The organism is Asanoa sp. WMMD1127 (assembly GCF_029626225.1).
GTDB lineage: Bacteria > Actinomycetota > Actinomycetes > Mycobacteriales > Micromonosporaceae > Asanoa.
Genome location: NZ_JARUBP010000001.1, coordinates 2383441 through 2397992 on the forward strand (window position 1 = coordinate 2383441; position 14552 = coordinate 2397992).

Genomic DNA, 14552 nt, shown 5'->3' on the forward strand with positions numbered 1-14552 from the left:
GGACAGTGTTACAGGTTGCCGCGCGCTTCCTGTTCCCGCTCGATCGCCTCGAAGAGGGCCTTGAAGTTGCCCTTGCCGAAGCCGAGCGACCCGTGCCGCTCGATCAGCTCGAAGAACACGGTGGGGCGGTCCTGCACCGGCTTGGTGAAGATCTGCAGCAGGTAGCCGTCCTCGTCGCGGTCGACGAGGATCTTGCGGTCCTTGAGCTGCTCGATCGGCACGCGCACGGTGCCGATCCGCGCCCGCAGCTCCGGGTCGTCGTAGTAGGAGTCCGGGGTGTCCAGGAACTCGACGCCGGCCGCCCGCATCGCGTCGACGCTGGCCAGGATGTCATTGGTCGCGATGGCGATGTGCTGGGCGCCCGGGCCGTCATAGAACTCGAGGTACTCGTCGATCTGCGACTTCTTGCGGGCGACGGCCGGCTCGTTGAGCGGGAACTTGACCTTGCGGGTGCCGCTGGCCACGACCTTGGACATCAGCGCCGAGTAGTCGGTGGCGATGTCGTCGCCGATGAACTCGGCCATGTTGGTGAAGCCCATGACGCGCTTGTAGAACTCGACCCAGTGGTCCATCTTGCCGAGCTCGACGTTGCCGACCACGTGGTCGACGGCCTGGAAGTAGCGCTTCGGCTGCAGGCCGGCGGCGACGGCGGCGGAGCGGTCGACGATCGGCTTGCGGGCCACGAAGCCCGGCAGGAACGGCCCGCTGTAGCGGGAGCGGTCGATCAGCGAGTGCCGGGTGTCGCCGTAGGTCGCGATCGCGGCGTAGCGGATCGTGCCGTGCTCGTCGGACAGCTCCATCGGCTCGGTGTGCACCGCCGCGCCCTGCTTGACGGCGTACGCGAACGCGGCGTCGACGTCGGGCACCTCCAGCGCGATGTCGACGACGCCGTCGGAGTGCTTGCGCACGTGCTCCGCGTCGGTCGCGTCGGGGCGCACCGCGCCGCGGAACACGAACCGGGCGCTGCCACTGGTCAGCACGTACTCGGCGTAGTCCCGGAAGCCCTGCTCGGGCCCGCGGTAGGCGACGCAGGTCATCCCGAACGCGGTCGAGTAGTAGTGGGCGGCCTGCTTGGCGTTGCCCACCAGGAACAGCACGTGATCGAGGCCCTTGACCGGGAACGGGTCGTTGGCGATGTCGTGCTCGACCGCGCCGATCAACCGGTCGGCGGTGGCCTGGTCGATGTCGTTGAGCGCCTGAGTCATCGTCGACTCCCCTCGTGTGGCTGCCGTGTGTGCCGAGCGTCACCTGGATCCAGGCGCTGGTCAACTGTCCTAGAATTGTCTGCGCAGCTTGTGCAATCCGTCCGGAGGATGGGCGAAATGACGTCGCAGATTGTCCAGCTCGACGGCCTGGATGCCGCCTTGATCAACCTGCTGGCTGAGGAGCCCCGGATCGGCGTCCTTGAATGCTCCCGACGGCTGCGGGTGGCCCGCGGGACGGTGCAGGCCCGGCTCGACAAGCTCGTCGCGCGCGGGGTGATCCGCGGCTTCGGGCCCGAGATCCAGCCGGCGTCGATCGGCTACGGGGTGACCGCGTTCGTGACGCTGGAGATCAGCCAGCGTCAGGGGCACGACCCGGTAGCGGTGCACCTGTCGCGCATCCCCGAGGTGTTGGAGGCGCACACGATCACCGGCTCCGGCGACCTGATGTGCCGGGTGGTGGCCCGGTCCAACGCCGACCTGCAGCGGGTGATCGACCGGATCGTCGCGCACGGCACGGTGGCCCGGGCATCGACGATCATCTCGTTGACGGAGCAGATTCCGTTCCGGGTGCTGCCGTTGGTCGCCGCTGCTTCGGCGGGCGGGCCGGGGCCTTCCGCGGACGCGGATTAATCTCACAAATCGCATCGACACGGGTTTATCGCCGTCCCGGGATCGGCTCCGGCGTGTCGTTACGGTGTGCCGGTGGCGAGGGGGAACGGCCCCTGTGTGAAGTGCTGGGCCGCGTTCGTGGCGGTCCTCCTCGTCGTGGGCTACTTCACCGGCGTGCTGACCCCGCTGCTCGACCGCGTCTGGGCCATGGTCAACACCTCCAGCCCGATGACGAACCCGGCGCCGCTGTGGCAGCAACAGCTCGGCGGCACCCCGCGCAGCGGCACGATCGCCGGCGGCGCGGTGATCATCGAGCACCGCACGCTGGTCGAGTCGCGCGGGCTCGGCTCCGGCGCGCAGCTCTGGGAGCACAAGGCCGACTGGGCCGCGGTCGCCGGCGAGGGCGCCAGCGCCGTCGTGGTCACCGGCAAACTGCTGGTCAAGGGGTACGAGGTGGTCGACCCCATGTCCGGCTCGGTGCGCCGCCGCGACACCGAGGCCCGGGCGGTCTGGACCTATCGCAACGGCATGCTCGACGTGCGCTGCCACGGGCCGGAGGACTGCACGCTCAGCGCCTGGGACCCGCTGGGCTCCACCCCGCGCTGGAGCGTGCAGATCCCGGGCATCGGCTTCGTGCTGTTCGCCGACAACCCCGACATCCTCGGCACCCAGCCACTGACCGCCAAGCGGATCGACGGCAACGCCGGTGGGCCCGACCTGATGCCGCCGATGGTCGGGCTGCCGATCGACGACCAGGTCTTCGTCGTCGACACCGCGGCCGGGCAGGTGGTCCGCGAGATCACGCCGGAGCGCGACGAGCGCATCGTCGTGGTCGGCGGTCGGGTGCTGCGGATCAAGGCGGTCTCGGCCGACGGGACCTGTTACTTCTCGGTGGTCGCCTCGGACGCCGCGACCGGTGGCGAGGTGTGGCGCAACGCCGGCATCAACCTGCGCACGGCCAAGGACGGCGGGTGCGCCCAGCGCGACGACCCGGCCGGTGGGCGCAACGTGATCGTCGGGGTCGCGGCCGACGCCCGCGAGCTGGTCATCGACGCCTACGACGGGCGGTTCCTGTTCACCGGCGCCCCGGGCGAGCACCTGCTGGGCGTCGACGATCGCTACGCGGTCGTGCGTACCGCCGATGGTGGCGCGGTGCGCAGCGTCGAGCTCGGCGGCAACGGCCGGTGGCAGCGCCCGGCGGCGCCGCGCAGCAACGTGGCGCTGACCCCACCCGCGGTCGTCGTGGTCGACGAGAAGCCCGACAAGATCATTGCGGTCAACCCGGGTACGGGCGCGGAGCTGGTCAACGTCCGCTCGGACGCGGACGTGCTTGCCGTGGGCCCCGCCGGCATGATCGTCGTGAGCGGCCGCGACATCGCCTACCTGCCCTTCCGCGGCGCCGCTGGAGGGCCGGCTCCGCCGCCGGCTGGCGGCAATCCGGGCACACCGGACGATGACTGGCCCGAGTGCGGCGGCCCCAAACAAGAGGTCTGCAAAGGCGGCTAGGCTAGCCGCTCATGAGCGACGCTGCCTTCCGTTACTCGCCGCTGTTGCCTGTCGGGGACGACCTGACGGAGTACCGGCTCATTACGGACGAGGGCGTCGACGTCGTGATGGGGCCCGGCGGCCGGCAGTTCCTGACGGTGGATCCGGCGGTGCTGACGGCGTTGACCGCGGAGGCGATGCACGACATCGCGCACTACCTGCGGCCGGCGCACCTCACCCAGCTGCGCTCCATCATCGACGACCCGGCGGCGTCGCCCAACGACCGGTTCGTCGCGCTGGACCTGCTGCGCAACGCGAACATCGCGGCCGGTGGCGTGCTGCCGATGTGCCAGGACACGGGCACCGCGATCGTGATGGGCAAGCGGGGCCGGCACGTGTTGACGGACGGCACCGACGAGGAGGCGATCGCGCGGGGCGTCTTCCAGGCGTACACCCGGTTGAACCTGCGCTATTCGCAGCTCGCGCCGATCTCCATGTGGGAGGAGAAGAACACCGGGACGAACCTGCCGGCCCAGATCGAGCTGTACGCGGAGGACCCGGGCGGGCAGCCGGACGCGTACAAGTTCCTGTTCATGGCCAAGGGCGGCGGTTCGGCCAACAAGTCGTTCCTCTATCAGGAGACGAAGGCGCTGCTCAACCCGACGCGGCTGATGCAGTTCCTCGACGAGAAGCTGCGGCTGATCGGCACGTCGGCGTGCCCGCCGTACCACCTGGCGATCGTCATCGGTGGCACCTCGGCCGAGCACGCGCTCAAGACCGCCAAGCTGGCGTCGGCGAAGTACCTCGACGGTCTGCCGACCTCGGGCTCCCTGTCGGCGCACGGTTTCCGCGACCTCGACCTGGAGGCGTCGGTCCTGGAGCTGACGCGGGACTTCGGCATCGGCGCGCAGTTCGGTGGGCGCTACTTCTGCCACGACGTGCGCGTGGTGCGCCTGCCGCGGCACGGCGCCTCGTGCCCGGTCGCCATCGCGGTCTCGTGTTCCGCTGACCGACAGGCGGTCGCCAAGATCACGCCGTCGGGGGTCTGGCTGGAGCGCCTGGAGACCGACCCGGCGCGCTTCCTGCCCGAGGTCACCGACGAGCAGCTCGACGCGACCGAGGTCGTGCGGATCGACCTCAACCGGCCGATGTCGGAGATCCGCGCGGAGCTGTCGAAGTACCCGGTGAAGACCCGGCTGTCGCTGACCGGCCCGCTGGTCGTGGCGCGCGACATCGCCCACGCCAAGCTGCTGGAGCTGCTGGACGCGGGCCAGCCGCTGCCCTCTTACATGCGCGACCACGCGGTCTACTACGCCGGCCCGGCGAAGACGCCCGAGGGTTACGCGTCGGGCTCCTTCGGGCCGACCACCGCCGGGCGGATGGACTCCTACGTCTCCCGCTTGCAGGAAGCCGGCGGCTCGCACGTGATGCTGGCCAAGGGCAACCGCTCGGCCCAGGTGACCCGCTCCTGCGCCGCGAACGGCGGCTTCTATCTAGGCTCGATCGGCGGCCCGGCGGCGCGGCTCGCCCAGGACTGCATCAAGAAGGTCGAGGTCCTGGAGTACGCGGAACTCGGCATGGAAGCGATCTGGAAGATCGAGGTCGAGGACTTCCCGGCCTTCATCGTCGTCGACGACAAGGGCAACGACTTCTTCGCCGAGGTCACCAAGCCCGTCCTGACCGTCGGCCGCCGCGCCTAAGACTACCGGAGTTCTTAGAACTTTCCCGCTCTTGCATCAGTCCTCAGCGATCGGTAATCTCCTCATAGGAGGGTGCCGTGGCCCAAGTCGAGATCGATGACGAGACCAACAGTTACCTCGAGTTCGCCGCCAACCTGACCGGGCAGACGAAGGGCCAGGTTGTCGCGCAACTGGTTGCACGCAGTCGTCTCACCACGCAGCCAGAAGCGGTCGACGGCTCGCCTTCAACCGTGAAGATCCATTGCGACTACAACGGATTTCGGACGAAGGCACTGTTCCACCGGGGTCCGGGCCGGATCGAGATCGAGGACGGCCCGCTCAAGGGGCGCGCGTTCCGCAGCCCGAGCGAGGCCGCTCGCGAGGTCGTGCGTCATTACAACCCGGCGGTCTCACCTCATCGCAACGGGTGGGTCTTCTGGGTCGTGACTGCGACAGGCAAGCAACTCCAAACCATCCGTCCGTAGCGTGATCGACGGGCAGAGCAGTGCCCCGGGTTGCTTGCGAGCAGAGGCAACACCGGGGCGTACGGATCGATTATAGGCCAGATTCGAAGTGCGCTTCGGGGGAGAGTTCATCGTGGGGTTCGGTGAGGTCGAGAAGGCGCTCTCGCCGGCCCGCGTCGAGCCCTATTTGCGGGGCATGGGCGGCGACCGGCCTGCGGCCATCAGGCTATATGAGTGGAACACGGCGATTTCGGGTGCGTTCTATGAGTCGCTTGCCCATCTTGAGGTAGGCCTGCGGAACGGCATCAACGATCAGTTGCGTGCGATGGCTCACCGCGACGACTGGTGGGACTCGCCTGCGCTGACATTGACGGCCAGTGCCCTGGACATGCTGGTCAAGGCCAAGGGCGAAGTCGCTCGACGTGCCAACAGCAAGCCTGGCCACGTCGTCGCCGCGCTTCCGTTCGGGTTCTGGGTGGGATTGCTCAGCGCGGGCCGCGGATGCAACTACGAGACAACTCTCTGGCGCCCGGCGATACACCGCGCGTTTCCGCATTACCGTGGTCCGCGGGCACCGCTCCACCAGCGGCTGGAGACGTTGCGGCTGCTGCGCAACCGGATCGCGCATCACGAGCCCATCCATCGTCGCCATCTGGCCGCCGATTACGGCACCCTGCTTCTTGCTGCCGGTTGGCTTTCGGCTGATTTCGCGGTCTGGATTCGCTCGACGAGCCGGATACCCGCAGTGCTCGCCGCGCGTCCGCCAATCCCCTGAGCGGTCTGGATCACTCTGCGTGCTTCCCGCGCTCGGGGGAGGATGGTGGGGTGACGGCGGTTGAGGAGAACGGGTTCCGCGTCGAGCGGGACACCATGGGTGAGGTACGGGTGCCGGCCGAGGCGTTGTGGCGGGCGCAGACGCAGCGGGCGGTGGAGAACTTCCCGGTGTCGGGGCGGGGCATCGAGCCCGGCAACATCCGGGCGCTGGCACAGATCAAGGGGGCGGCGGCCGCCGTCAACGGCGAGCTCGGGGTGATCGACGCCGACCTGGCCCAGGCGATCCAGGTCGCCGCCGCGCACGTGGCGGGTGGTGGGTTCGACGACCAGTTCCCGATCGACGTGTTCCAGACGGGCTCCGGCACGTCGTCCAACATGAACGCCAACGAGGTCATCGCGACCCTGGCAGCCCGGGAGCTGGGGCGCGACGTGCACCCCAACGACCACGTCAACGCGTCGCAGTCCAGCAACGACGTCTACCCGTCGTCGATCCATCTCGCCGCGACGGAGGCGGTGGTCAACGAGCTGGTCCCGGCCCTGTCTCACTTGGCTGATGCCCTGTCCACGAAGGCCGCGGAGTTCGCGACCGTGGTCAAGGCCGGCCGTACCCACCTGATGGACGCCACGCCGGTCACCCTGGGCCAGGAGTTCGGCGGGTACGCGGCTCAGGTCCGCAACGGCATCGCCCGCGTCGAGTCGTCGGTGCCCCGGTTGGCCGAGCTGCCGCTGGGCGGCACCGCGGTCGGCACGGGCGTGAACACGCCGCCGGGTTTCGCGGCCGCGGTCATCTCGCGGTTGCGCGACGCGACGGGCCTCCCGCTCACGGAGGCCGGCGACCACTTCGAGGCCCAGGGCGCCCGCGACGGCCTGGTCGAGGCCTCGGGCCAACTCCGCACGGTCGCGGTCAGCCTCTACAAGATCGCCAACGACATCCGCTGGATGGGCTCCGGCCCCCGCGCGGGCCTGGGCGAGCTCCGCATCCCGGACCTCCAGCCGGGTTCGTCCATCATGCCGGGCAAGGTGAACCCGGTCGTCTGCGAATCGGTCCGCCAGGTCTCGGCCCAGGTGATCGGCAACGACGCGACGATCGCCTTCGCCGGCACCCAGGGCGACTTCGAGCTCAACGTGATGCTGCCGGTGATGGCCCGCAACATCCTGGAGTCGATCCGCCTGCTGGCGGCCGCGAGCCGGATGCTGGCCGACCGGTGCGTGGTCGGATTAGCGGCCAACGAGGACGTGACCCGGGCGTACGCCGAAGGCTCACCCTCGATCGTGACGCCCCTGAACCGCCACCTGGGCTACGACGAAGCCGCCGCCATCGCAAAGGAGGCCCTGGCCAGCGGCCGCTCCATCCGCGCGGTCGTCGTCGACCGCGGCCACGTGGCCAGCGGCAAGATCACCGAAGAACAGCTCGACGAGCTCCTGGACGTCCTCCGCATGACCCGCCCCTAGCCGCCGAGGGGGCTCCGACGGTGGGCGGCTCGACCGCAGGCGGCACCCGTTGATTGCGTCGCGGCCCAGTGGTGTGTCGGTCGGGCTGCAAGCCGATCGGGGGTCGTGCGTCCAGCACGTACACGTTCTGGCATGTGCGTACATGCCAGAACATGTCGGCGCTCGGGCAGACACCTGCTCCTGGGGGAGCGCGACCAGGCGGAAAGTTGCGAAACGTCGCGCCGCCGTCCGCGGCAGCGCGCGGACCGAGCCGCACGGCCCGAGCCCCTGGCGGCTGGTCCAGCCGTGCGAGTCCGACCTGCGGTCGCGCTGCGTAGGCGCGCGACCAGCCCTGTGGCCGGGTAGCTCCGCCATTGGCCCCGTCAGGCGGCGGAGCTGCGGCGGATCTGCAGAGGCGCCGGTTCGACGCGGTGCCAGGACGGGCCTGTTTCGCCGGCGAGCAAGGCTCGCGTGGCCAGGGCGGCCATGTGTTCCACCGGTTGGCGGACCGAGGTCATCGCGGGCGTGGCGACCGAGGCCAGGAAGCTGTCGTCGAAGCCGACCAGGGCGACGTCGTCCGGCACTCGGCGGCCGCTTTCGTTCAGGGCGCGTAGCACGCCCATCGCGGTCAGGTCGCAGGCCGCGAAGATGCCGTCCAGGTCCGGGTGGGCGGCGAGGAGTTCCTTGGTGCCGGCCACCCCGGCCTCCAGGCAGAAGCCGCCTTCCGCGCCGATGGGTTCGTGGCCGGCGTCCACCGACGCGAGGCTGAAGCCGTTGCGGCGGGCGGTCGCGCACGAGTTGCCGTGTTTGCCGTGGACCGCTACCACCTTGCGGCGGCCCGTGCGGTAGAGGTGTTCGACCGCGGCCCGGGCGCCGGCGACGTTCTCGGCCTCGACCACCGGGACGCCGCGGGCCGAGCGGCCCAGCGAGACCACGCGGTCGCAGCGGGCGGTGAAGCGGGCAGCCAGGTCGGGCGGGACGTTGATCAGGAGGGCGCCGACGCCGACGATGTGCGCCACGTCGTCGAGACGGGTGGGTGCCTCCGGCTCGTCGATGACGTGCGTGCGCATTTGCGTGTCGCTGCCCGCGAGGGCCGAGAGGATGCCCGACACCACGCGGCTGTAGTAGGGGTTGCTGCCGACCTGCGTGGCGTCTTCGTCGATGATGACCAGGTCGATGACGTCGGCACGGCCCTTGGCCAGGGCGCGGGCTGCCAGGTCCGGGTGGTATCCGAGCGTCTCGACGGCCTGCCAGACGCGGTCGCGGGTGTTGGCGGACACCCGGCGGCCACCGGTGATCACGCGGGAAGCGGTGGCGCGGGAGACACCCGCCGCGCGGCCCACGTCTTCGAGTGTCGGCTTCTTTGCCTCCATCAGTGCATGTTAGAAGAGAGAGCGCTCTCCTCGACATCCTGTTTTCGCCTTGTGCGCCATCCGCGCGCCACCAACGCCGCTCGGACCTCGCGGACCACCTCGGAGAACTCCCGCCGGGGGGACGTACGCAGCACGAGCCAGGCATTGTTGATCATGACTGCCTCCGCGCCCGGGTCGGGTGTGCACCACAGCGCCACCCGGAACTCGGGCCAGGCCAGCGGCGGGCGCACCGCGAACATCGGCGGGCGGGCCACCGCCATGGGCAGCCCGGCCAGATAGAGCCGGATCCGCAGCAGCGACTCGGCCCGGGACGCCGCGTTGCCGTCGGCCAGGGCCAGCGTGTGCGCGGCCCGGCGGCCGCCCGGCCGGTCGCCGAGCCGGCCCGCCACCGCCCGTAGCTCCGCCGTCGAGACCAGCCGCTGGAACAGCAGCCCGTCGACCAACGCCACGGCGTCGGGCAGCGGCAGCCAGACCGCGGAGTCCCAGGCCGTGCGGGCCGGCCCGGTCGCCGGCACCACGTCGTCGCCACCGGCCAACCGGACCGAGCCGACGTCGACCGGGTCGAGCCGGACCCGGTGCAGCCGCGTCCCGGCCTGGTTGCCCACCCGCCGATGGCCGCGCAGGATCAGGTGCACCGGGTCATCCGCGCCGGCGGCAGCCGGGACCCCGAGCGCCTCCGCCGCCGACGGGCCGGCCAGCACGACCGAACCGGGCGGCATGCGGGCCAGCGTCGCCCGGCAGAACAACAGATGGTCGACCGGCAGCCGGGCATCCGCATAAACGTCGTGCCGCAGCCGCGTCCAACCGCGGGCCCGCAACTGGTGCACGGTGAGCAGACCGGCCGCCACGGCCGCGCTGCCCCGGAACACCCGCCATTCGAGCGCGGCTGGACGAACGGCGGGACGAGAGGTTCGCATGTGAACAGCGTCCGACCAACACGCGACCGGTGGACAGACCTGTGGATAACCAGCGTGGGAGGCCCGTACACAGCCTGTGGATAACTCGCCCGCCCGCTGTGGAAAGGGCTAGGAGGTCAGCGCGCCCGAGACCGTCGCGGCCGCCGCGGCCACCAACGGACCGACCTCCTCGAGGGAGAGCGCCGACAGCGCCACCACCCCGACGCTCGCGTCCAACCCTTCGACGCCGAGCACCGGCGCCGCCACACCGAACGCCCCGGGCTGCAACTCGCCGACCGTGGTCACCGGATCAGGCGAACCGGCCCGCCCGGCCAGGATCGCCCGCCCGGCCGCGCCCCGGGCCAGCGGATGCCGCGACCCGGCCCGATACGCAACGTGAAACGCCGTCCAGGTCGGCTCGACGACCGCCAGCGCCACGGCGTCCGTACCCTCGGCGATCGTCAGATGGGCCGTCGCACCGACCTCCTCGGCCAGCCGCCGCAACGCCGGCATGGCCGCCGAGATCACCAACGGATGGGCCCGCCGGGCCAGCTGCAGCACCCCCGCCCCGAGCCGCAACCGCCCGGCCGCGTCGCGCCTGACCAGCCCGTGCGACGTCAAGGCGCCGACCAGCCGGTAGACCACCGCCCGCCCGACGCCCAGCCGCTCGGCGGCCTCGGTGACGGTCAATCCGTCCGGTGCGTCGGCGATCAGATAGAGCAGCCGCAGGCCACGATCCAGCGTCTGGGCCGTCTCACCCGCGCGGTAGCCCGGCTGCGTCACACCGCGAGCATAGGCGCAAACGGATCAACGCTACCCTTGTCAGGTGACGCTGCGTTTGCATGACACCGCGACCCGATCGGTGCGGGAGTTCGTCCCGCGTGAGGCCGGCAAGGTCGCGATGTACCTGTGTGGCCTCACCGTGCAGTCCGAGCCGCACATCGGTCACCTTCGCTCCGGCGTCAGCTACGACGTGCTGCGGCGGTGGTTCGAGCGCACCGGCTACCAGGTGACGTTCGTGCGCAACATCACCGACATCGACGACAAGGTGCTGCAGAAGTCGCTGGAGCAGGGCAAGCCCTACTGGGCGATCGCCTACGCCAACGAGGTCGTCCTCGACGCCGCCTACCGCGCCCTCAACGTGCAGCCGCCGACCTACTCGCCGCGCGCCACCGGCCACATCACCGAGATGCACCAGTTGATCACCATGTTGATCGACAACGGCCACGCGTACGTGGCGGAGGACGGCTCCGGCGACGTCTACTTCGACGTGAAGTCCTACGCCGACTACGGCGCCCTGTCGGGCCAGCGGGTGGACGAGATGACCAGTGCCGCCGACAGCGCCGAGCGGGCCAAGCGCGACCCGCGCGACTTCGCGCTGTGGAAAGGCTACAAGAGCGACGAGCCGGTCGAGGGCCAGTGGTGGAGCCCGTGGGGCGCCGGCCGCCCCGGCTGGCACATCGAGTGCTCGGCCATGTGCCTGCGCTACCTCGGCCCCGAGTTCGACATCCACGGCGGCGGGCTCGACCTCACGTTCCCGCACCACGAGAACGAGATCGCCCAGTCGCGCTCGGCGGGCCTGCCGTTCGCCCGCTACTGGGTGCACAACGGGCTGCTCAACCTCGGCGAGTCCAAGATGGGCAAGTCGACGGGCAACGTGCTCGACCTCGACTACATAACGGCGCTCGGCGTACGGATGGTCGAGTTGCGCCACTACTTCGTGACCGTGCACTACCGCTCGCGGATCGACTACTCCGACGAGGCATTGCGGGAGTCGGCGACGGCGTACCGCCGGGTCGAGGGTTTCGTGCAGCGCGCGGTCGAGGCCGTCGGCGCGATCCCGGCCGGTGAGCCGCCGGCGGAGTTCGTCGAGGCGATGAACGACGACCTCAACACCTCCGGCGCGATCGCCGTCGCACACGAGCAGGTCCGGCTCGGCAACACCGCGCTGGCCAAGGGCGACGACGAGGGCGTACGCGCGGCGCTGGCCAGTGTGCGGGCGATGCTCGACGTGCTCGGCATCGACCCGCTCGACCCGGCGTGGTCGGTCGCGTCGACCGGTGGCACGCCCGGCGAGGAGCTCCGCGAGATCGTCGACTCGCTGGTCAAGCTCGCGCTCGAACAGCGTGCGCAGGCACGCACCAGGAAGGACTGGTCCGCCGCCGACGCCGTGCGGGACCAGCTGAACGCGGCCGGCGTCAACGTCGAGGACACTCCGCACGGCCCACGTTGGACGATCGGAACGAGGGACTGATGGCGGGCAACTCCCAGCGACGCGGCCGGCGGGTCACGCCCAAGAAGGGCGCGACCGTCGGCTCGGGCGGCAAGAACAAGGCGGGCCTGGCCGGCAAGGGGCGCACGCTGCCCGCCGACGAGCGGCCGTGGCACAAGGGCTACTCGGGCACCGAGAAGCTGCCGCAGCGCACCGCCTGGAAACAGGAGAAGGAGAAGCGCGCGGCGGCGGCCGAGGGCCGGGCGCCCAAGATCGGGCAGCCGGGCACCAAGGACACCACCTGGGGCAAGGGCACCAAGGGCGCCAAGCCGACGAGCCGCCAGCCGGCCCGCGGCGGCCCGCGGGTGGCGCCCGGGCGCCGCGCCCAGACCCCCAAGGACGCGCCGGAGCTGCTGGTCGGGCGCAACCCGGTGCTCGAGGCGCTGCGCGCGCTGGTCCCCGCGACCGCGCTCTACGTCGCGCAGGGCATCGACATCGACGACCGGATCACCGAGATCGTGCGTACCGCCGGCGACCGGGGCATCGCGCTGCTCGAGGTCGGCCGGGCCGAGCTCGACCGGATGACCGGTGGCGTGCTGCACCAGGGCGTCGGGCTGCAGGTGCCGCCGTTCGCCTACGAGCCGTTCGACGACCTGATGGCGGCGGCCCTGGAGCACCCGACGCCGCTGCTGGTCGCGCTCGACGGGGTCACCGACCCGCGCAACCTCGGCGCCGTGATCCGTTCGGCGGCCGCGTTCGGCGCGCAGGGCGTGTTCATCCCCGAGCGGCGGGCGGCCGGCATCACCGCGACCGCATGGCGCACCAGCGCCGGCGCCGCCGCCCGCGTGCCGGTCAGCCAGGTGGTCAACCTGACCCGGGCGCTCAAGGCCTGCCAGCGCGAGGGTTTCGTGGTGATCGGCCTCGACGCCGACGGCGAGACCGATCTCTACAACCTCGAGGCCGCCGTCGGCCCGCTGGTGGTCGTCGTCGGCTCCGAGGGCCGCGGCCTGTCCCGGCTCGTCGGCGAGACCTGCGACATGCGGGTCGGCATCCCGATGGTGTCCGAGGTGGAGTCGCTCAACGCCAGCGTCGCCGCCGCGGTCACGCTGGCGGAGGTCGCCCGCCGCCGCACCGAGGCGGGCTGACAGCCGGCGTTCACGCCACCACCCCGACCGGTTCATCATGGCTGGCTAGCTTCTCGCCTCATGACCAAACGTCTCAACGCAGTCGCGGGCGCGGCGATGATCGCCGCCCTCGCCGTCGGTGTGGCGGGCCCCGCGTCCGCGCACGACGCCGACGAGTTCGGCCCGGCCACGCTGACCGGCTTCGCGTCGCTGCCGGCGCTGACCTTCGTGCCGGCCAGCGAGCCGTCCGGTTCGCTGCTCGACACCGCGCCGGTCAACGGTGTCGCCGCACCCTGGGCCGACCAGCCGGTGCAGGGCTTCAGCGGCATCGTGAAGAACGGCGACGGCACCTTCGAGGTGATGTCGGACAACGGCTTCGGCAACAAGGCCAACAGCGGGGACTTCGTCCTGCGCATCCACACGATCGCGCCGGTGCTCCACACCAACAGGGTCGACGTGCTCGGCGGCATCAACCTGACCGACCCCAAGGGGTACGTGACGTGGCCGCTGACCCGGACCGACCGGGTGCTGACCGGCTCGGACTTCGACGTCGAGTCGATCCAGCGGGCGGCCGACGGCACGTACTGGATCGGTGACGAGTTCGGCCCGTTCCTGCTCCACTTCGACCGGACCGGCGCACTCATGCAGGCACCGATCTCGCTGCCCGGCGTCTTCGCTCCGGAGAACCCGCTGCGCGGCACGACGCCCAACAACATCAACAGCAGCAAGGGCTTCGAGGGCATGGCCCAGTCGCCCGACGGGCGCAAGCTCTACCCGCTGCTGGAGGGCACCGTCGCCGGTGACACCCCGGGCACGCTGCGCTTCAACGAGTTCGACGTGCGCGCTGGCTCGTACACCGGGAAGCGCTATGTCTATGAGCTCGACGACCCGGCCAACGCGATCGGTGACGCCATCGCGGTCGACGGGCACCGCTTCCTGATCATCGAGCGGGACAACGGCCAGGGCCCGACCGCGAAGACCAAGAAGATCTACCTGGCCAACTTCGCGGACCGCGACAGGGACGGAGCCATGGACAAGACCCTGGTCGCGGACCTGATGAACATCAGCAACCCGAAGCAGCTCGGTGGGTTCGGCAAGACCTTCACGTTCCCGTTCCAGACCATCGAGGACGTCGTGATCCTCGACGACAAGACGATCGCCGTGCTCAACGACAACAACTTCCCAGGCTCGGCCGGCCGCACCGCCGGCGTGCCCGACAACAACGAGTTCATCACGCTGAAGCTGACCCAGGGCCTCAACGTGGACCGCCGCTTCCTCTGATCACGGGTGGGCGTGCCCG

The 14552-nt window shown here is 70.5% G+C and carries 13 protein-coding genes; 9 read left to right on the forward strand and 4 right to left on the reverse strand.

Features of this window, described 5'->3' with window-relative positions; genetic code table 11:
• Positions 1-8 precede the first annotated feature (8 nt).
• The gene (gene hppD, locus O7635_RS11465; RefSeq protein ID WP_278080390.1) at positions 9-1205 is read right to left on the reverse strand and encodes a 4-hydroxyphenylpyruvate dioxygenase; all 1197 of its coding nucleotides are present in this window, start codon (positions 1203-1205) and stop codon (positions 9-11) included.
• A gap of 117 nt (positions 1206-1322) precedes the next feature.
• On the opposite strand from hppD, the gene O7635_RS11470 reads away from it, so the two are divergent.
• From O7635_RS11470 to O7635_RS11495, 6 genes are all read left to right on the forward strand, one after another.
• Entirely contained in the window at positions 1323-1835 is a 513-nt protein-coding gene (locus O7635_RS11470; protein WP_278080391.1) for an Lrp/AsnC family transcriptional regulator, read from the forward strand.
• 72 nt (positions 1836-1907) lie between these two features.
• Positions 1908-3320: a PQQ-binding-like beta-propeller repeat protein gene (locus O7635_RS11475; protein WP_278080392.1), complete on the forward strand. Its 1413-nt coding sequence runs from the start codon at positions 1908-1910 to the stop codon at positions 3318-3320.
• Positions 3321-3331: 11 nt separating this feature from the next.
• On the forward strand, positions 3332-4999 hold the full coding sequence (locus tag O7635_RS11480; RefSeq protein ID WP_278080393.1) for a fumarate hydratase: 1668 nt from the start codon (positions 3332-3334) through the stop codon (positions 4997-4999).
• Positions 5000-5076: 77 nt separating this feature from the next.
• A complete protein-coding gene (locus O7635_RS11485) occupies positions 5077-5463 on the forward strand; it encodes a hypothetical protein (RefSeq protein ID WP_278080394.1) in 387 nt (128 codons plus the stop codon).
• A gap of 112 nt (positions 5464-5575) precedes the next feature.
• Positions 5576-6217 (forward strand): hypothetical protein, encoded by a 642-nt coding sequence (locus O7635_RS11490; protein ID WP_278080395.1) that lies wholly within the window; start codon positions 5576-5578, stop codon positions 6215-6217.
• Positions 6218-6267: 50 nt separating this feature from the next.
• Positions 6268-7668, forward strand: a complete 1401-nt coding sequence (locus tag O7635_RS11495; RefSeq protein WP_278080396.1) for a class II fumarate hydratase — start codon at positions 6268-6270, stop codon at positions 7666-7668.
• Positions 7669-8030: 362 nt separating this feature from the next.
• Here the strand turns inward: O7635_RS11495 and O7635_RS11500 are convergent, their stop codons facing one another.
• The 3 genes from O7635_RS11500 to O7635_RS11510 all read right to left on the reverse strand — a co-directional run bounded on the left by O7635_RS11500 (position 8031) and on the right by O7635_RS11510 (position 10699).
• Positions 8031-9020, reverse strand: coding sequence for a LacI family DNA-binding transcriptional regulator (locus O7635_RS11500; RefSeq protein WP_278080397.1), 990 nt, complete (start codon positions 9018-9020; stop codon positions 8031-8033).
• Positions 9020-9937, reverse strand: a complete 918-nt coding sequence (locus O7635_RS11505) for a hypothetical protein (protein WP_278080398.1) — start codon at positions 9935-9937, stop codon at positions 9020-9022. The genes O7635_RS11500 and O7635_RS11505 overlap by 1 nt, the downstream gene beginning before the upstream one ends.
• 108 nt (positions 9938-10045) lie before the next feature.
• Positions 10046-10699 (reverse strand): helix-turn-helix domain-containing protein, encoded by a 654-nt coding sequence (locus O7635_RS11510; protein WP_278080399.1) that lies wholly within the window; start codon positions 10697-10699, stop codon positions 10046-10048.
• 43 nt (positions 10700-10742) lie between these two features.
• Here O7635_RS11510 and cysS point away from each other — a divergent pair, with 43 nt between their 5' ends.
• The 3 genes from cysS to O7635_RS11525 are packed head-to-tail and all read left to right on the forward strand — an operon-like array spanning position 10743 to position 14533.
• Complete coding sequence (gene cysS / locus O7635_RS11515; protein ID WP_278080400.1) at positions 10743-12170, forward strand: cysteine--tRNA ligase; 1428 nt, start codon at positions 10743-10745, stop codon at positions 12168-12170.
• The gene (gene rlmB, locus O7635_RS11520) at positions 12170-13273 is read left to right on the forward strand and encodes a 23S rRNA (guanosine(2251)-2'-O)-methyltransferase RlmB (RefSeq protein ID WP_278080401.1); all 1104 of its coding nucleotides are present in this window, start codon (positions 12170-12172) and stop codon (positions 13271-13273) included. Before cysS ends, rlmB begins: the two co-directional genes overlap by 1 nt.
• Before the next feature lie 60 nt (positions 13274-13333).
• Positions 13334-14533 carry an esterase-like activity of phytase family protein gene (locus O7635_RS11525; protein ID WP_278080402.1) on the forward strand — a complete coding sequence of 400 codons (1200 nt, stop codon included), beginning with the start codon at positions 13334-13336 and terminating at the stop codon, positions 14531-14533.
• Positions 14534-14552 lie beyond the last annotated feature (19 nt).

Bases quoted from the DNA above. Each gene is read 5' to 3' on its own strand.
- hppD (WP_278080390.1), bottom strand. From the start codon at position 1,205: ATGACTCAGGCGCTCAACGACATCGACCAGGCCACCGCCGACCGGTTG.
- O7635_RS11505 (WP_278080398.1), bottom strand. From the start codon at position 9,937: ATGCGAACCTCTCGTCCCGCCGTTCGTCCAGCCGCGCTCGAATGGCGG.
- O7635_RS11470 (WP_278080391.1), top strand. From the start codon at position 1,323: ATGACGTCGCAGATTGTCCAGCTCGACGGCCTGGATGCCGCCTTGATC.
- O7635_RS11480 (WP_278080393.1), top strand. From the start codon at position 3,332: ATGAGCGACGCTGCCTTCCGTTACTCGCCGCTGTTGCCTGTCGGGGAC.
- O7635_RS11525 (WP_278080402.1), top strand. From the start codon at position 13,334: ATGACCAAACGTCTCAACGCAGTCGCGGGCGCGGCGATGATCGCCGCC.
- O7635_RS11500 (WP_278080397.1), bottom strand. From the start codon at position 9,020: ATGGAGGCAAAGAAGCCGACACTCGAAGACGTGGGCCGCGCGGCGGGT.
- rlmB (WP_278080401.1), top strand. From the start codon at position 12,170: ATGGCGGGCAACTCCCAGCGACGCGGCCGGCGGGTCACGCCCAAGAAG.